General features: G+C 36.3%; 16 protein-coding genes. 15 read left to right on the top strand and 1 reads right to left on the bottom strand.

The window, feature by feature from the left end; genetic code table 11:
* Position 1: 1 nt before the first annotated feature.
* The 11 genes from citF (at position 2) to AC6R0T_RS11600 (ending at position 14,070) form a co-directional block, all read left to right on the top strand.
* A complete protein-coding gene (gene citF, locus AC6R0T_RS11650; protein ID WP_206903413.1) occupies positions 2-1,534 on the top strand; it encodes a citrate lyase subunit alpha in 1,533 nt (510 codons plus the stop codon).
* Complete coding sequence (gene citX / locus AC6R0T_RS11645) at positions 1,527-2,063, top strand: citrate lyase holo-[acyl-carrier protein] synthase (RefSeq protein WP_206903414.1); 537 nt, start codon at positions 1,527-1,529, stop codon at positions 2,061-2,063. Before citF ends, citX begins: the two co-directional genes overlap by 8 nt.
* Positions 2,064-2,067: 4 nt before the next feature.
* The gene (locus AC6R0T_RS11640; protein WP_206903415.1) at positions 2,068-3,462 is read left to right on the top strand and encodes an oxaloacetate decarboxylase subunit alpha; all 1,395 of its coding nucleotides are present in this window, start codon (positions 2,068-2,070) and stop codon (positions 3,460-3,462) included.
* Between the two features lie 310 nt (positions 3,463-3,772).
* Complete coding sequence (locus AC6R0T_RS11635) at positions 3,773-5,134, top strand: extracellular solute-binding protein (protein ID WP_206903650.1); 1,362 nt, start codon at positions 3,773-3,775, stop codon at positions 5,132-5,134.
* A gap of 47 nt (positions 5,135-5,181) precedes the next feature.
* Complete coding sequence (locus AC6R0T_RS11630; RefSeq protein ID WP_206903416.1) at positions 5,182-6,096, top strand: carbohydrate ABC transporter permease; 915 nt, start codon at positions 5,182-5,184, stop codon at positions 6,094-6,096.
* A gap of 9 nt (positions 6,097-6,105) precedes the next feature.
* Positions 6,106-6,936 carry a carbohydrate ABC transporter permease gene (locus AC6R0T_RS11625; RefSeq protein ID WP_206903417.1) on the top strand — a complete coding sequence of 277 codons (831 nt, stop codon included), beginning with the start codon at positions 6,106-6,108 and terminating at the stop codon, positions 6,934-6,936.
* Entirely contained in the window at positions 6,933-10,013 is a 3,081-nt protein-coding gene (locus tag AC6R0T_RS11620; protein WP_369598791.1) for an alpha-mannosidase, read from the top strand. The genes AC6R0T_RS11625 and AC6R0T_RS11620 overlap by 4 nt, the downstream gene beginning before the upstream one ends.
* A gap of 135 nt (positions 10,014-10,148) precedes the next feature.
* Entirely contained in the window at positions 10,149-12,347 is a 2,199-nt protein-coding gene (locus AC6R0T_RS11615; protein ID WP_206903418.1) for a helix-turn-helix transcriptional regulator, read from the top strand.
* A 107-nt stretch (positions 12,348-12,454) separates the two neighbouring features.
* On the top strand, positions 12,455-12,910 hold the full coding sequence (locus AC6R0T_RS11610; RefSeq protein ID WP_206903419.1) for a GNAT family N-acetyltransferase: 456 nt from the start codon (positions 12,455-12,457) through the stop codon (positions 12,908-12,910).
* 15 nt (positions 12,911-12,925) lie between these two features.
* A complete protein-coding gene (locus tag AC6R0T_RS11605) occupies positions 12,926-13,498 on the top strand; it encodes a GNAT family N-acetyltransferase (RefSeq protein WP_303754082.1) in 573 nt (190 codons plus the stop codon).
* 68 nt (positions 13,499-13,566) lie between these two features.
* Entirely contained in the window at positions 13,567-14,070 is a 504-nt protein-coding gene (locus AC6R0T_RS11600) for an LURP-one-related family protein (protein ID WP_303754081.1), read from the top strand.
* Between the two features lie 297 nt (positions 14,071-14,367).
* On the opposite strand, the gene AC6R0T_RS11595 is transcribed toward AC6R0T_RS11600, so the two are convergent.
* On the bottom strand, positions 14,368-14,532 hold the full coding sequence (locus AC6R0T_RS11595) for a hypothetical protein (RefSeq protein WP_206903422.1): 165 nt from the start codon (positions 14,530-14,532) through the stop codon (positions 14,368-14,370).
* An 89-nt stretch (positions 14,533-14,621) separates the two neighbouring features.
* Here AC6R0T_RS11595 and AC6R0T_RS11590 point away from each other — a divergent pair, with 89 nt between their 5' ends.
* The 4 genes from AC6R0T_RS11590 to AC6R0T_RS11575 all read left to right on the top strand — a co-directional run bounded on the left by AC6R0T_RS11590 (position 14,622) and on the right by AC6R0T_RS11575 (position 17,270).
* Complete coding sequence (locus AC6R0T_RS11590; RefSeq protein WP_282462048.1) at positions 14,622-15,281, top strand: cyclic nucleotide-binding domain-containing protein; 660 nt, start codon at positions 14,622-14,624, stop codon at positions 15,279-15,281.
* Positions 15,282-15,398: 117 nt separating this feature from the next.
* Positions 15,399-16,169 carry a hypothetical protein gene (locus tag AC6R0T_RS11585; protein ID WP_303754080.1) on the top strand — a complete coding sequence of 257 codons (771 nt, stop codon included), beginning with the start codon at positions 15,399-15,401 and terminating at the stop codon, positions 16,167-16,169.
* Positions 16,170-16,185: 16 nt separating this feature from the next.
* The gene (locus AC6R0T_RS11580; RefSeq protein WP_303754079.1) at positions 16,186-16,536 is read left to right on the top strand and encodes a DUF2200 domain-containing protein; all 351 of its coding nucleotides are present in this window, start codon (positions 16,186-16,188) and stop codon (positions 16,534-16,536) included.
* Positions 16,537-16,760: 224 nt separating this feature from the next.
* Entirely contained in the window at positions 16,761-17,270 is a 510-nt protein-coding gene (locus AC6R0T_RS11575; protein ID WP_303754078.1) for a P-loop NTPase family protein, read from the top strand.
* The last annotated feature ends 61 nt before the right edge of the window (positions 17,271-17,331 follow it).

The following is a 17,331-nucleotide window of genomic DNA, read 5'->3' as shown; positions in this document are numbered from 1 at the left end:
AATGACAACAAATAAATTAGGTCGCGAAATTCCAACACAATTTGCTGAACAATATGGTGTTTTTGAAGGTGAATTAGCAAATATCAAAGAATACCAAGAATCAAGTCGTAAGATTAAACCTGTTAAACCAAGAGACACGAAACTTTTAGGGAGTATTCGTGAAGCGATTGAAAAAACGGGCTTAAAAGACGGCATGACAATTTCATTCCACCATCATTTCCGTGAAGGTGACTTTGTTATGAATATGGTTTTAGAAGAAATTGCTAAAATGGGGATTAAAAATTTATCCATTGCACCAAGTTCTATTGCCAATGTTCATGCACCATTAATTGATCACATTAAAAACGGTGTGGTCACCAATATTACGTCAAGTGGTTTGCGGGACAAAGTCGGCGCAGCCATCTCAGAAGGAATTATGGAAAACCCGGTTGTGATCCGTTCCCACGGTGGGCGTGCCCGGGCGATTGCCACAGGAGATGTCCACATTGACGTTGCCTTTTTAGGCGCACCAAGCTCAGATGAATACGGCAATGCCAATGGTACGGTTGGTAAAGCAACGTGTGGTTCTTTAGGCTATGCTATGATTGATGCTAAATATGCTGATCAAGTCGTTATCATTACTGATACTTTAATGCCTTATCCAAATACACCAATCAGCATTCCTCAAACAGATGTTGATTATGTAGTAGAAGTTGACGCCATTGGTGATCCAAACGGAATTGCAAAAGGTGCAACACGTTTTACTAAAAATCCAAAAGAATTATTAATTGCCGAATATGCAGCAAAAGTGATTACAAATTCACCTTATTACAAAGAAGGTTTTTCTTTCCAAACAGGTACAGGTGGCGCAGCTTTAGCGGTTTCACGTTTTATGCGCGAAGCAATGCTTAAAGATGGTATTAAAGCCAGCTTTGCTTTAGGTGGAATCACCAATGCTATGGTGGAACTATTAGAAGAAGGACTTGTGGAAAAAATTATCGATGTGCAAGATTTTGATCATCCTTCTGCTATTTCATTAGGAAAAAATGCAAATCACTATGAAATTGATGCTAACATGTATGCTTCACCATTAAGTAAAGGTGCTGTGATTAATCAACTAGATACAGCAATTTTATCTGCTTTAGAAATTGATACAAACTTTAATGTAAATGTTATTACAGGTTCTGATGGGGTTATCCGTGGCGCTTCAGGGGGACATTCAGATACTTCAATGGCTTGCAAAATGAGCTTGGTTATTGCACCGATTATTCGTGGTCGGATTGCAACAATTGTCGATCAAGTAAATACGGTTGTTACGCCAGGTTCAAGTATTGATGTCGTGGTAACAGAAGTTGGGATTGCTATCAATCCAGCGCGCCAAGACTTGATTGAACACTTCAAAAAACTAGATGTACCACAATTTACGATTGAAGAATTAAAAGAAAAAGCATATAGCATCGTAGGAGAACCGCAACCAATTCAATACGGCGATAAAGTCGTAGCTTTAATTGAATACCGCGATGGCTCAATCATCGATGTGGTCAAAAATGTCTAATTATTTTCAAGGTGAAACTGTTGCGCTATCCGAAATGTTAGCTGCTCGTGAACAAAGAGTTGCATTGCAACATGAACTTTTAAAAAAATGTGCTAACGCAAGCTTGCTTTCAGCAACAATGAATATTCCAGGGCCGGTTAAAAATACTCCGGCTTTGGAAAAAACATTTATCACTTTGGTCGAGACAGTTCGCAAAGAATTAAAAGATTTCTTTATCATTGAAACAAATTATTTTTCCCGTAAAACCGGTTTGGAGTTTTTACTTTTAGCAGAGATATCCCCGGAGCTGTTAAAACGAAAAATGATTGAAATCGAAGAAAAACACCCACAAGGCCGCTTGGTTGATTTAGATGTTTTGTGGCTAAAAGATGGTAAAATGCAGTCAATTAGTCGGCAAGATTTAGGCTTTCCTGCTAGAAAATGCCTCATTTGCAATAAAGACGCCAAGGTTTGTGGTCGGGCTAGAACACATACAATTGAAGAAATGCAAGCAAAAATTGCAAGTATAATAGAAGATAGAAAGGAGTAGGGAGATGACCAAACAAATTCGCTTTATGGAAACAGTTTTGCGAGACGGCCAACAAAGTCAAATCGCAACGCGGATGTCCACTGAAGATATGTTACCAATCATCAAAACGATGGATGAAGCTGGCTTTCATTCATTGGAGATGTGGGGAGGCGCAACATTTGATTCTTGTCTACGGTTTTTAAATGAAGACCCGTGGGAAAGATTGCGCAAAATCCGCCAAGAAGTCAAAAATACGAAATTACAAATGCTATTACGTGGTCAAAATCTACTCGGCTACAAAAATTATGCAGATGACGTTGTACGTGAATTCGTCATGAAATCTGTTGAAAATGGAATCGATATCGTGCGGGTTTTTGATGCTTTAAATGATACCCGTAATTTACGAACTTCAATTGAAGCATGTAAAGAAGCTGGTGGTCATTGTCAAACAGCGATTTCTTACACAACTAGCGATTTTCATACCGTCGATTATTTTGTTTCTTTAGCCAAAGAAATGGCAGAACTAGGTGCAGATTCAATCTGTATTAAAGATATGGCAGGAGTTTTAACCCCTGCGACTGGTTTTGAATTGGTGAGCCGCATTAAAGATAGTATTGCTTTACCATTGGAAGTTCATACCCATGCAACCAGTGGAATCTCAGAAATGACCTACTTAAAGGTAGCTGAAGCTGGAGCGGATATTATCGATACTGCAATTTCATCATTTTCAGGTGGGACGAGTCAACCGGCGACAGAATCTGTTGCTATCGCTTTATCAGGTCTTGGTTTTGATACCGGTCTTAAAATGGATAAATTGGAAGAAATCGCAAATTATTTCAATCCAATTCGCGATCACTTCCGCAATGAAGGAATACTAAATCCTAAAGTAAAAGATACAGAACCAAAAACTTTAATTTATCAAGTTCCCGGTGGTATGTTATCTAACTTATTAAGTCAATTGACTGAACAAGGCAATGCAGATAAGTATGATGAAGTTTTAGCTGAAGTGCCAAAAGTGCGGGCAGATTTAGGTTTCCCACCACTTGTAACACCACTATCACAAATGGTCGGTACGCAAGCATTAATGAATATTTTGGCTGGTGAACGCTACAAAATGGTACCAAACGAAATCAAAGATTACGTTCGTGGCCTATACGGTAAACCACCAGTTGCTATTAAAGAAGATATTAAAGAAAAAATTATCGGGGATGAACCAGTTATCACAAAACGTCCTGCAGATTTACTAGCACCACAATTACCAGGTTTTGAAGAAGAAATCAAAGAGTACGCAAAGTCAATCGAAGACGTGTTAAGTTACGCTGTCTTCCCACAACAAGCAAAAGATTTCTTAGGACGCCGTGAAGATCCATTTTATGACGTACCACTTCAAACTGTAAACGTAAAGATTGACGTACAATAAGAAAAAAGTTAATGACTCTTTTAAAGTTCAATTTTTAATCGAAGTAGTAAAAGCTGTAAAAATCAGTAATGATTTTTACAGCTTTTTTTGTGATGAGATTGGAGTCCAATCACCAAAAAATGATTTTATCATCAAAATTTATGATTGAATGCAAATTTTGATGATAATTATTTTTTTAAATGATTGAGCTTTTTGAATACTTAAGTAATATTGTAAGTGCTTACAATTAGTTGCGGCCGGAATTAATTGTTTAGTGATGGATTAGTTAAATAATAGCTGAAGTGAGGTTAGGAAATTGAAAAACTCAAAAATGAAAAAAATCGCTTTGTTTACTTCTTTATTAGTAGTTCCGTTTTTAGTTGCTGGATGTGGAAATGATGCAAAGGAAAGTTCTGCCAGTAAAGATGGAAAAACAGAAATTAAAATTACTTGGCGCAATACCGGAGATCATGATAAGATGCAGAAATTTTTAGAAGAAGAATTTATTCCGAAATTTGAAAAAGATAATCCAGATATTAAAGTGACGCCATCTTCTATTACTGCAAGTGAGGGTGATTATTTTTCTAAAGTTGCTTTATCAATGCAATCAGAGAGTACTGCTCCAGATATTGTTGCAGAGGATTCTTTCATGCTAAACTCGGATGCCAATGCCGGCTATTTGACAGCTTTAGATGACTACGTAGCAAAATGGGACGATTGGAGTAATTACACTGAGAATTTGAAAGCAGGATCTATTGCTCAAGATGGTAAATTATATGCTATTCCAGGAACATCAGACTCCAGAGGAATTTGGTTTAATAAAAATGTATTTAAAAAAGCGGGTTTACCTGAAGACTGGCAACCAAAAACATGGGAAGATATTGTAGCTGCAGCAGAAAAAGTGAAAGAGACGCAACCAAAAGTAATTCCTTTTGGTATGGGAGTAGCAAAAGCAAACGGTGAGTCTGTTTCTATGCAAACTTTTGAAATGTTGTTATATGGAACAAAAGACCAATTATTTGATTCAGAAACCCGAAAATGGGACGTGAATAGCCAAGGTATTTTGGACTCATTAAACTTTATTGATGAAATTTATAATCAGAAAAAATTAGGACCATCCTTATCAATTGCTATTAATAGTAACTACGGTTCAGTAATGTTCCAAGAAAAATTTCCTAAAGATGAGGTAGCTATGCTTTTGGATGGATTCTGGAGTCAGGGAAATTGGACTGAATCAGGAGCAACTCCAGTTGAAAACATGACCGAGCGTTTTGGATTTGCTGCTATGCCAACCCAAAATGGCGATGCACCAGGAACTACTACAATGTCTGGTGGTTGGACATGGGCAATTCCTGCAAAAGCTAAAAATAAAGAAGCATCATGGAAAGTTATACAAGCATTAGGTGGTAAAGAAGAACAAGCCAAGCGTGCAATTGCAGAAGGGAATTTAACAGTACGTGATGATTCCGCTGAATTACCAGAATACAAAGATCAACCGTTCATTGCTGAAGCTACTAGTTTCTTAAAGAATGCGCATTTCCGTCCAGCTGACGATAAGTATCCAAACGTATCTGTCGAAATTCAAAACATGGTGGAATCTGTGGCGACAGGTTCAAAAACGCCAGAACAAGCAGCAAAAGACTATGCAACCAATGTGACGCGGATTGTAGGAGAAGAGAATATTAAAAAATAATATATGGGCGGCTTTACAGCCGCCTTTTACTTAAGTAGGTGAAAAATATGGAAAACGGATTAATTGAACCATCAAAACATGAAAATAAAAGAAAACCACTATCTGATAACTTGAAGTCAATTTTCTTTTTATTACCAAGTTGGGTTTTGTTGTTAATCTTCTTTATTGGTCCGATGATTTTAACTTTTATTTTTTCTTTTACAAATCTAGCGTTGACAGGTGCTGAAGCAAGTCAATTGCAATTTATTGGTTTTGAAAACTTTACACGCATGTTTCAAGATCCAGAGTTTCGAACTAGTGTCTGGAATACAATCATTTTTGTATTTTTTTCAGCAGTATTAGGCCAATGCTTTTTAGGATTTCTGATTGCCTTTTTAATGCGAGAAAAAAATAAAACGTTTCGAAGAGTAATTGGTTTGATTATTATTGCTGCTTGGGTCACACCAGAGGTTGTTGTCTCATTTTGTTGGGTGGCATTTCTTAGTGAAAGTGGTACAGCCAATTGGGTATTGGGATTATTAAATATCGAGCCAATAGCATGGTTGTTCACTTTTCCGATGGCTAGTGTAATTATTGCAAATATTTGGCGAGGCACTGCTTTTTCAATGATGGTCTTTCAATCGGCGTTAGATGATATTCCAAAAGAAGTAGAAGAAGCAGCTATTATGGATGGTGCTTCACGCTGGAAAATTGTGACCAAAATTACAATTCCAATGGTAAAAGGTACAATTGCAACAAACTTGATGTTGGTAACCTTACAGACTTTAGGCGTATTTACCTTGATTTATACAATGACTGGTGGTGGCCCTGGGGTAAGCACGGCTACTTTGCCTGTATTTATGTATAAACAAGCATTTGTGAGTTATCAATTAGGATATGGAACGGCTATTTCTTTAGTTCTCTTAGTAATTGGAGCAATAGCAAGTCTTATTTACATGAAAACTTTGAAAGTGAAAGTGTAGGTGAATGAAATGGTTAAAAGAAGTTATCAAATTGAAACGGCAATCCATTATATCATTCTAACTTTATTAGGAATTTTATTTTTACTTCCGTTATTATGGATGCTTTTTGCATCTGTGGATACAGGTGCAATTCAGGCATTGAAGATGCCTAAAAGTTTTACCTTAGAAAATTTTATTTCAATTATTACTGATGGCGGATTAGTTCGTTCTTTTGGCATTGGTCTATTGATTTCAGGCTGCCAAGCATTATTGGTAGTGGGGCTTTGTGTATTGGCTGCCTATCCACTTTCGCGTTATAAGCTTCGCTATAAAAAATCATTTATGATGACGATTTTATTTATGACGTCTTTGCCAATGACAGCGGTTATTGTACCTGTTTTTCAAATGTTCTTATACTTAAAATTTCAAGATTCACTAATAGCACTTACGTTCTTTCTAACGGCTTCATCACTGCCATATGGAATTTGGATGATGAAAAATTTTATGGACTCAGTCCCGCTAGATCTGGAGGAATCGGCATGGATTGACGGTGCGTCTACTTGGCAAGGAATAAAAAAAGTTGTTGCACCACTGATGTTACCTGGAATTTTTACAGTTGGGATATTTACTTTTTCTGGAAGTTGGGGGAACTTTTTTGTACCGTATATTCTAATCCAGTCTCCAGATAAAATGCCTGCGTCAGTTTCAATTTTTCAATTTTTTGGTAACTTTGGCATGGTTAATTATGGCCGACTGGCGGCCTTTTCGGTTTTATATTCTTTACCAGTTGTAATTTTATATGCTATTTCACAGAACTTCATGTCTAAAGGATTTAGTATGGGAGGAGCAACAAAAGGATGATGAATTTTACATTTGTAGAAGAAAAGCTGCGTAACCGAATTGATAGTTTAAAAGAGCTCCGCTATCAGAGCAAGGTAGAGATTACGGATTGGTTTATTAAAGAAGATGTCACAAAAGAAGAAAAATATCCACCAGTAGATTTTAATGATTGGCAAACGTTCAAATTAGGAGATCAGTGGAGTGGGCGAGATTTTTATCTATGGATTCAGCAAGTGGTGAAAATTCCTGATGGTGGACGATTACTGTTTCTTTTTGATTTTGGCCGAACAGGCGGTGGATATAATTCTGGGTTTGAGTCGCTTCTTTTTATCAATGGCAAACCTTACCAAGGTGTAGATAGTAATCATCAAGAGGTTTTTTTAGATGAGGCGTTATACGGAAAAGAAGTCACAGTATCCTTGCGGTTGTGGTCTGGTCTTGAAGGTGGCGGACCAGAAAAAATTCAACGGCATGAATTCAAAAAAGCGGAGTTAGTAGTGTTAGACGAACAAACAGATGGATTATACTATCTGTCAGATGTTGTCTTGAATACTATTTTGGAATTAAGTGATAATGACCCAATCAGATATCAATTATTAGATGTGTTAAATCGAGCATTTACGAAGGTTGATTGGTCTTACCCTGGTAGTAATGCATTTTATACTTCAATTGAACAAGCGGAAACTTATCTATCTGAAAAAATTGATGAAATTGAGAAAGATGATAATGTTGAGATTACGGCGATTGGCCATACTCACATTGATGTAGCATGGTTATGGCGGTTAAAGCATACACGAGAAAAAGCAGCTCGAAGCTTTTCTACCGTGTTACGCTTAATGGAGAAATATCCAGACTATATTTTTTTACAAACTCAGCCTCAACTATATAAGTATATGAAAAATGATTATCCTGAGATATATCAGAAAATTAAGGAACGTGTTGCAGAGGGGCGTTGGGAAGTTGACGGAGCGATGTGGTTAGAATCAGATTGTAATATTCCCAGTGGTGAATCATTGACGCGACAAATTTTACACGGTTCAAAATTTATTAAAGAAGAATTTGGTCAAGAAGTGAACTATTTATGGTTGCCAGATGTTTTTGGTTACTCATGGGCGCTGCCACAGATTTTGAAGAAAAGTGGCATTGATACTTTTATGACTACAAAAATTAGCTGGAATCAATTTAATCGGATGCCTCACGATACTTTTATTTGGAAGGGAATGGATGGTAGTGAGATCTTAACGCACTTCATTACAACACCAGAGCCCAAACCGCATGCCAGTTGGGCATCTGAATGGTTTTATACGTATAATGGCCTTCTAGAGCCAGAAACAGTTTTGGGAGCTTACAGAGGATACAGGGATAAAGACATTAATTCTAGTCTTTTGATTTCTTATGGACATGGAGATGGTGGCGGTGGTGTTACGCGAGACATGTTGGAAAAACGTAGACAAATGGATCGAGTGGCAGGCCTGCCAAAAGTTAAAACAGGAAGAGCAAAAGAATTCTTTGAAGAATTACAAAAAACTTTTAGTGAGACAGATCATTATGTTCATAAATGGGATGGAGAACTATATTTAGAATACCATCGCGGAACATATACTTCGCAAGGTTACGTGAAAAAAATGAATCGAAAAACAGAGCTTGCATTACGCGAATTGGAAATTTTGTACACATTCGCAGAGTCTAAAGGCTATGATTATCCTAAAGAAAAACTTTTTGAACTCTGGGAGATTTTATTGCGAAATCAATTTCACGATATCATTCCTGGCTCCTCCATTAAAGAAGTTTACCAAGATCATAAAGAAGAATTTATTATGGTCAAAAAGGAAATTCAGAATTTATATCAGCAATTAAACAAGAAAACAGATAAATTACTGCTCGTTAACACTGCTGCTTGGTTAAGAGATACACTTGTTTGTATTCCATTGCAAAGCGCAGATAGCTACCAAGATGAACAAGGAAATATTTTTTCTACAGTCAAAACAAAAGATAAAAAGTATATTTATGTTCCAGACTTACCAGCGCTTTCTGATAGACTTTTAACACCAATTGATGAGGTAGTCGCAACAGAGCACGTAACTGGAGTCGTGAAAGAAAATTATGTTGAAACTCCCCATTATGTTTTGAAATGGAATGAGGATGGTCACTTTACAAGTCTCTATGATAAAGATTTTGAGCGTGAAGTATTAAAAGGAAAAGGCAATCAGTTGCAAATTTTTGAAGATAAGCCTAAGGACTTTGACGCGTGGGATATTGATATTTTTTATCAAGAAAAGATGATGGAGATACCGTTTACAAGTTTTGAGTTGACTGAAAATAACGAATTTTTTGTAGAAATTACTTTTGATGCAAAAATTGGTAAATCTGAACTTACTCAAAAAGTACGTCTTTATGCGAATTCAAGACGAATAGATTTTATTACAGATGTGGATTGGGTAGAGCGACAACGGCTATTGAAAGTAGCGTTTGAAGTAGATGTACGTGCTGTAGAAGCAACCTATGATATTCAATATGGAAATGTTAAGCGACCTACCCATTGGAATACCAGCTGGGATATGGCTAAATTTGAAACAGTTGGGCACCAGTGGGCGGATTTATCTGAAAGAAATTATGGTGTCAGCTTAATGAATGATTGTAAATATGGTTATGATATTAAAGGGAATATAATGCGATTATCTCTATTAAAAGGTGGTATATATCCTGATCCAGAAGCTGACCAGGGGCATCATCGTTTCACTTACAGTATTTTTCCTCATAGTGGGGATTGTATTTCAGGAGGAACGGTTAGAGAGGCGTGGGAAATCAACAATCCTATTACCGTCTTAAATCAAGAGGATCATTTGCTACCAGCACTACAGTTATCTGTTGAAGGTGGCGTTGCAATTGATGCAATAAAAAAAGCTGAAAATGGAAAAGGCTTTATTTTACGAGTACATGATTATTCTGGCGGTCGTAGTAAATTTGAAATTTTGGGAATGAAGGATGTTAATTGGAATCCGACGAATTTATTAGAACTAGATGAATCTGATTGTAGTAAAGGGCATGTAGCTTTTGAAATATCACCATATGAAGTAAAAACAACTCGAATATACTGATAAAGTGACAACGGTATAAAAAATGAATCGAAAAATAAATTTATTATTTAATTTTTGATGAATGATTTATGAAACCGTTGTCTTTTTGTCTTTTTTTAGCATAAAAACTGTGCCATAATTCAATGGGGGTGTCAAATGAGGAATACAATATACAAAAAGATTTTTTTCTCTTTTTCCATCATTATTGTTTTATATACAGTTTTATTACTTTTTGTTTTTATTTCCAAAGAATTGAGCCGTCAGCGTTATGAGTCTGCCGTTGAGGTAGAGTTCTATTTGGAAAGAGAAGGTGCACGGATTGATTCACAGATTGAGACGGCAATTGATTCAACACAAATGTTAGCCGACAATAAAAAGATCCAAGAATTAGCCAATGTAAAACAAAATAATTATGCATTATTTTCAGATATCTTCGACCAAATGAAAGATAATCTTTTTTCAGGCTATCAGTTAGGTTATAATCTCGGAATCACACAAGGGATAAATCAAAAAGTTGTAGGATTGAATGGTTATTTTGATTTTGATGATTATTTAAGTTTTATTGGGATACCCAAGGACAATCCTGAAATTCAAGAATTTTTTAATGATGATGATCGGTATAGAATTCGTATTATTACCGTAAATCAAAGTATTTATCTACTAAGAAAAATTTATCAAGCAGATAATCCAGCTTCGTTATATTTTATTGTAAATTGGGATAAGCAGCGCCTTCACGCACAAGAAAATATTAATGAGTTAGGAAAGTTATACTTTCAAGATTCAGAGGCGAGCAAAAAGAACCTTGGAGATGGGATTAGTATATTATCTTCTTTAGTTCCGATAAAGCCACAAAAATCGAATCTAATTGGACATAAAGTAGAGTCAGATAATTCTATTTTTTGGAAGTTTTCCAACATCGTTCCTTCGTTGGCTTATGTCTATATCGTGCCGCAAAAGAACTTAAGTCGTTTACCCTTAGATACTGTGTGGGTTATTGTCGCTGTTCTAGTTGCCTCTTTGTTGTTGGGTTCATTACTGACGCTATATTTTAGTCGAACGAATTATCGTCCTTATCGCAAAATAATCTCAGAAATTCAACATGATGATAGCGGTAGCGTAAACGTGGAAATTCTCTTGAAAAAAATTGAAGATTTAAAAACGGGTCGTGCGGACTATGATCGCTTTCAAGCATCAAATATTGAAGACATTAGAGAAATGTTTTTCAAAAATGTTTTACTTGGGAAATATCCACCTAATGATCTTCAAAGAATCGCTTCTAGTGTGGGGTTAGAGTCACTAAAATCAGGTGGTTTAATTGCAATTTTAACGATTAAGGGACGTTCAACAGATGAAGAGAACTTAAAAGAAAGAGAGCTGCTAAAAGCACGACAAAGGATTATTGAATATGGGACAGATACGAAAAATATTAAGTTATACGTCCAACCGATTGATTCCGGACGATTTGCTTTAATTTATTCTACGAAAGAACAAGCGGGGGTCTTAAGGAGAATTGAAGATTTACGTAACCTCTTGGCAAATAATCTTCATTTAGAAAGTCAGTTTTTCCTATCAGTTCCATTTGATACGATTACAGATTTTGCATCGGTTTTTAGAGACGTTTTTAGTTTAAATACAGACAGCTTATTTAAACCTGAACAAATTATTATTAATCGTTCTCTAGATAAAGGCAATGATTTTGTTTACTCTGTTGAAGCTGAGCAAAGACTTGTTCATCTTGTTAAAGCGCGAAAAATTGAGGAAGCACGTAATCTGGTTGAGAATATTTTACGAACAAATTACATTGAAAAAAGACTTACGACCCATGCGTTAGAAGATTTAAAGCAGTCTTTAATTAATACAATAAAACGAATTACGCAATTGTTGGGTGTAGATTTTGCTGATTTCTATACGAATAATCAAACACTATTTGAACAGCTAATTAGTACAGATTCCAAAGAGCTCTATAGAGTGTTTTTGACATTATTCCAAGAAGTATTTACTGCTGCCAAAGAGAGCGAAGAAGAGGCGCAAGATATTATAAAACGTGTGCTGGAATATATTGATATAAATTATAAAGAGGATCTATCTCTATCTGATTTAGCTGAAAACTTTAAATTAACAGAATCCTATTTGTCTCGTCTAATTAAAGAAGGAACAGGGATTACATTCAAGAGTTATTTGAATCAATTGAAAGTAAATTATGCGAAAAAATTATTAATGGAGAAAAAAATGAAAGTTAATGAAGTTGCTGAGTCTGTAGGAGTCAAGAATGTCAACACATTCATTCGCATGTTTAAGCAATATGAAGGTGTCACACCAGGCAAATATCAAACTTATGGCAATGAAGAAAAATAAAAGTAAATATCACTGTGTCGTAAAAAAATATTATTTGTAGAAAGAAATTCTTTGATTTTGTTACCGATCGATAGAAAGTAAAGAGAATTAAAAATAGGAGCGTAAGTATGGAAATAAGTGAATTTAATAGTATTACAGAGCAGCATTTAACTTTGTTATTAGAGGCCGATCCGGCAGAAAAAATAGTGAGAGACTATACAAAACGAGGGACAGCTTTTGAATTGCGACAAGAAGGGAAATTGGCAGGGGTTATCGTGTTATTGCCGACACGGCCGGAAACCGTTGAAATCATGAACGTAGCAGTTGCCAAACCATTTCGTAGACAAAAATTAGCACAAACGCTGTTAGGCCATGCTCTTTGGTGGAGTAAGAAAAATGGTTTTCGAACAGTTGAAATTGGTACCGGATCAACTGGGATGGAACAACTTTATCTGTATCAAAAATGTGGCTTTCGGATGACCCATATTGAGCGTGACTTTTTTGTGCGCCATTATCCTGAAGAAATTATTGAAAATGGTCTGGTATTAAAAGATATGGTCCGTCTGGCCCAAGATATAGAGTAAAAGGAGAGTTTAGTATTGTTAGATAAATCAATTCCTTATAAAGAAGTTTGGATGAAACGCAAACTGACGCTGCCGATTTTAGCGGCAGCTTTGCCAAAGGGATTTTCATTTCAATTTTATCAAGTTGGTGATGAAAAAGCGTGGAGTGAAATTGAAACGAGTGTTTTAGAATTTGAAAATACAACCGAAGCAATGCGCTATTTCAAACGTACCTTTGCACCCTACAAAGAAAAGTTAGCCCAGCAGATGTTGTTTGTGGTCGATCCCAATGGTAAAAAAGTTGCAACCTGTACGGCGTGGCAAAAAGAAATTCAAGGAGAAAGTTATCCTTTATTTCATTGGTTGGCAGTTGATCCTAAGTATCAGGGACTAGGACTGGCAAAAGCATTGGTAGCACGGATATTGCAAATTTTTCAAACCATAATGCCAGAAGAAGCGACAATTTATCTGCATACACAAACGTGGAGTCACGATGCCATTGGCTTGTATGAAAAATTTGCCTTTTCCTTAATGGCAGAAAATCTTGATGGCACAGATAATGACGATTACCCAGCGGTTATAGAAATATTAAATCGTTTAAGAAAATAGACGTTTTCGTTTTTTATGATAGAAATTTTAAGCTACAAAAAAAGAAGAACATGTAAGGAGGAAAGAAAATGAGGGAATTGACGTTTGTTAAAAGTGCTGAAGAGACCAAAGTATGCCAAGTTTTAGAAAATAAAAAGGAAGTTTATTTTTTGTCAGAGGTTTTGACCTTGCCCACACGTAAAAGATACCGACTGTATAACACTGATGGGCAAGAATTAGGGGAAATAAAGCGTAAACGCTATAGCATGGGGTATGTCGACTTACCACGGCTGTTTTTGAAACTAAGAGCCTATAATGAAATTAGTATCGTCAAAGATATGAAAAATTTCCGTACGAGTTATGAAATTAAAGGAGAAGGTTTAACACTTACGGGAACATTTTTAGGAGATAGCTTTGCTATCATTAAAGGTGTAGAAAAAATTGCAACAGTGCAAGTTGGCAAAGAGAAAGAAGCCTATACTTTTACAGTTCAAGTGTTAAAAGAGAACTTTGCAACCTTGATTGTCGGTTTTGTAACCCTCTTAATCTTTGTATATGACCATGAGAATGTTAAATTAGAGCAAAGCGAGTAGCACGCATTAGCGACATATGATTTAGCAGTGGCAGAAAAAAGCATTTTGTTGCATTTTTTTAGCTGCAATAAAAGATAAACTGCCATACAAAAAAACAAGAACTGCCTACTTTTTGTAAGGCAGTTCCTGTTTTTTTCTGACGCAATAGTTAGGGGGCTAGTGCGTACTTTTGAAATGTTTCATTTCCAAATACCAGCTCTTTAAAAAAATGCAAGAATCAGTCTCTGATAAAGAGCATCAAAATACAAATTTCTGAGATTTTGCAAAAGAGCTAATCGGTATTTTCTGCATTTATAATTATCTACTCAAGGCATGACGAAGTACTTGTTTTTGCCAAGCATTTTCGTAATGAGCCAATTGTTCATGGTAGCTGCGACTTCCTTTTTGAATCCGGACTTGCATGAATTTGATCAAGAGTAAAAATGCGGTGATGATACTAAATAAAATAATAAATTGTAACATCTTCCTCACCTCCTGAAACTAGTTTAGCGTCTTTTAGTTTTATCCAGATAGGACATATGTCATAATGAAAGCGATTGGAGGCGGATACATTGCAAAAAAAGTCGCTAAATGTTAAACAAGAACAAATTTTGGCAGAATGGAATTTAGCAAAAGACCATTTACGAGGGTGTGAGTTGTGGCAATTTGAACAAAGAGAAACCATCATTACCCAAGGTGCGTTGTTGGATCGCTTGCTTTTTGTTTTATCCGGCAAAGCGAAAGTTTGTACCTTAGCTGATAATGGCAAAAATTTGGTTTTAGCCTACTATATTTCTGAAGGTATTATTGGCGATATGGAGTTTGCTATGAGAAAAGATGAGGCGGAAACGACAATGGTGGCATTGTCTGATTTTCAGTGTATTGCCCTGCCGATTTTGCCCAATGAAGCCTACTTGCGACAGAATAGTCTTTTTATGAACACAATGGCACAAGGTTTGGCCGAAAAACTACAGCTTAGTTCGGAAAATTTTTTATCGGCGGCTTTTTATCCAGGAAAACAGCGTCTATGTGATTATATCCTGCAATCGGCATATAAAAATTTCTTTAGCGATAATCTAACCGATGTGGCGGCGACAATTGGAATGAGCTACCGTCATATGTTTCGTTTGCTAAATGATTTAATAACAACTGGCGTTTTGACAAAAGTTGGCAATGGCTACGAAATTTTACAGCCGGACCAATTGCAGCGTTTTGCGAAAGGATATTTATAGTGGGACATATGTCCTAGTGATAGAAAAAATTTTAGCGAGCTTTTAAAAGCGCATTGATTGTCCTCAAGTTACATTCCAGCTAAAATAAAAGCAAAGAAAAAAGATGGAGGCGTTAGGATGGACTTGGAATTAGCGGTAAAACTTACAGAGGATTTAAGAGAAATCTATTGGGAAAAATGGCAAAGCCACTTGTATTTTGTACCAACAAAGAAGATTTTGCCTAAAGTGGAGCGGGGAATTTATATAACGACAGAAGAAAGACAGGTTAAGACAATAGAACTTACGCCGCCCAAATCAGTTACCCAGCCAACTATTGTCATTGAGGTGCCGTGGGAAATTGAGCCAGTGCTTTTATTGCAACATTTAGTAAATGTTTGGGAAGAAAATGGCTTAGAAGTCATCACGAAAGCCCCGACTGAAAAAATTCCAAGTAATCAATATGATAACCTTGCAACATTTCAGTTGGATCTTTTTTCTGTCTTTAATTTTTTAGGCTATCCAATGGCCAAAGTGAAGAAAAAACCGGCCAAAGCACAACACCGCTGGAATAAAAAAGTCAGTGACATCACGTTTCACATTAACCATGAAGGCGCTACAGGAGAGGCAATTTGGCGTAAGCGTAATGAATTAGTCTTATTAAAAGGAGCGAAATTAAAAGCCGAAGCACCTTTGAATAAAGATGGTAGCGTAGGCTTTGCGGTACGATTTGCCAATCAATTACGGGATGAAAATGCAGATAAGGTGAAAGACTTTACGACGATTGCAGATATTGTTTTTAAAAGTGTGAATGAGTTGGGCAATTTTTTATATTTTGCCGGTACCAATAGTTGGTTGGTGCTAAAAGATGACAAGGGCAACACCATTGATAGTTATACGGTGGTAAAATAGCTCAGAAAGGACAGTTATGTCAGAGAAAATTTTTATCATGCCTGTTGCTAAAGTATATTCCTTATATGTAAAAAAAGCAGAACGCAAAGGCCGCAGTAAAGCTGAAGTGGATGAAATTATCATGTGGCTGACGGGCTTTGACAAAGAACAATTAGCTAGGGAGATACAAAATGATACCGATTTTGAAAACTTCTTTTTAAAAGCGCCACAACTTAATCCAGCAGCAACTTCCATTAAAGGTGTGATTTGTGGCGTACGGGTGGAAGAAATAAAAGACCCTTTGATGCAAAAAATTCGCTACTTAGATAAGTTAGTTGATGAACTGGCAAAAGGTAAAGCGATGGCTGAAATTTTACGTAGCAATTGAGGAAAGCAAACCTTTTTAACCAGATAACTTTGCGTATCCAATGTATTGCGCTAAATTTCATGCAGTAAAAATAGTCTGGGACATAACTTTTTGAGTTATGTCCCAGACTATTCGTATCTGAATAAACGGTGGAATCAGCAGCAACTCCTCGGAGTTAGACGCTTCTGTTCCAACCTCTTTTTTTGCTATACTAAAAAAATACTGTAGTCTAAGGCGGGGATAGGATGAAAATTGCAATTTTAGGTTATTCTGGTAGCGGTAAGTCGACTTTAGCCGCCTATTTAGGCAAGCAGTATGGTATTAGTTACCTGCATTTAGATCAAGTGCAGTTCACTGACAACTGGCAAACGCGTCCAGAAACTGTTGCCAAAGAGATTGTCGAAGATTTTATGGGAAAACCAGATTGGATTATTGACGGCAATTATACCCGCTATTATCAAGCAGAACGTTTGAAACAGGCAGACCAAATTGTACTCTTATTATTTCCCCGTTATGCCGCTCTTTGGCGGATATTTAAACGAACAGTGCGTTATCATGGTAAATCTAGACCGGATATGGCAGCTAACTCTCCAGAACATTTTAGTTGGGAATTTTTCTGGTGGATTATCTGGAAAGGACGAACTTCGAATGTGAGAAAGCACTATCAAATCATTCAAAACCAATACCCACAAAAGGTTATCGTTATTAAAAATCAGCAGCAATTAAATGCTTTTTATCGCCGGCCAAGAAAATAGTGACTGACAATCATAGTTTGAATGTAATCGTCTAGAGTTAATTCAAACTATGATTTGTCAC

The sequence above is a fragment of the Enterococcus sp. S86.2 genome (genome assembly GCF_059834485.2).
This window is presented reverse-complemented; position numbering and strand designations above follow the sequence as displayed.

Excerpts from the sequence above, each read along its gene's own strand:
- citF (WP_206903413.1), top strand. The coding sequence starts at position 2 with ATGACAACAAATAAATTAGGTCGCGAAATTCCAACACAATTTGCTGAA.
- citX (WP_206903414.1), top strand. The coding sequence starts at position 1,527 with ATGTCTAATTATTTTCAAGGTGAAACTGTTGCGCTATCCGAAATGTTA.
- AC6R0T_RS11640 (WP_206903415.1), top strand. The coding sequence starts at position 2,068 with ATGACCAAACAAATTCGCTTTATGGAAACAGTTTTGCGAGACGGCCAA.
- AC6R0T_RS11635 (WP_206903650.1), top strand. The coding sequence starts at position 3,773 with ATGAAAAAAATCGCTTTGTTTACTTCTTTATTAGTAGTTCCGTTTTTA.
- AC6R0T_RS11630 (WP_206903416.1), top strand. The coding sequence starts at position 5,182 with ATGGAAAACGGATTAATTGAACCATCAAAACATGAAAATAAAAGAAAA.
- AC6R0T_RS11625 (WP_206903417.1), top strand. The coding sequence starts at position 6,106 with ATGGTTAAAAGAAGTTATCAAATTGAAACGGCAATCCATTATATCATT.
- AC6R0T_RS11620 (WP_369598791.1), top strand. The coding sequence starts at position 6,933 with ATGATGAATTTTACATTTGTAGAAGAAAAGCTGCGTAACCGAATTGAT.
- AC6R0T_RS11615 (WP_206903418.1), top strand. The coding sequence starts at position 10,149 with ATGAGGAATACAATATACAAAAAGATTTTTTTCTCTTTTTCCATCATT.
- AC6R0T_RS11610 (WP_206903419.1), top strand. The coding sequence starts at position 12,455 with ATGGAAATAAGTGAATTTAATAGTATTACAGAGCAGCATTTAACTTTG.
- AC6R0T_RS11600 (WP_303754081.1), top strand. The coding sequence starts at position 13,567 with ATGAGGGAATTGACGTTTGTTAAAAGTGCTGAAGAGACCAAAGTATGC.
- AC6R0T_RS11595 (WP_206903422.1), bottom strand. The coding sequence starts at position 14,532 with ATGTTACAATTTATTATTTTATTTAGTATCATCACCGCATTTTTACTC.
- AC6R0T_RS11585 (WP_303754080.1), top strand. The coding sequence starts at position 15,399 with ATGGACTTGGAATTAGCGGTAAAACTTACAGAGGATTTAAGAGAAATC.
- AC6R0T_RS11580 (WP_303754079.1), top strand. The coding sequence starts at position 16,186 with ATGTCAGAGAAAATTTTTATCATGCCTGTTGCTAAAGTATATTCCTTA.
- AC6R0T_RS11575 (WP_303754078.1), top strand. The coding sequence starts at position 16,761 with ATGAAAATTGCAATTTTAGGTTATTCTGGTAGCGGTAAGTCGACTTTA.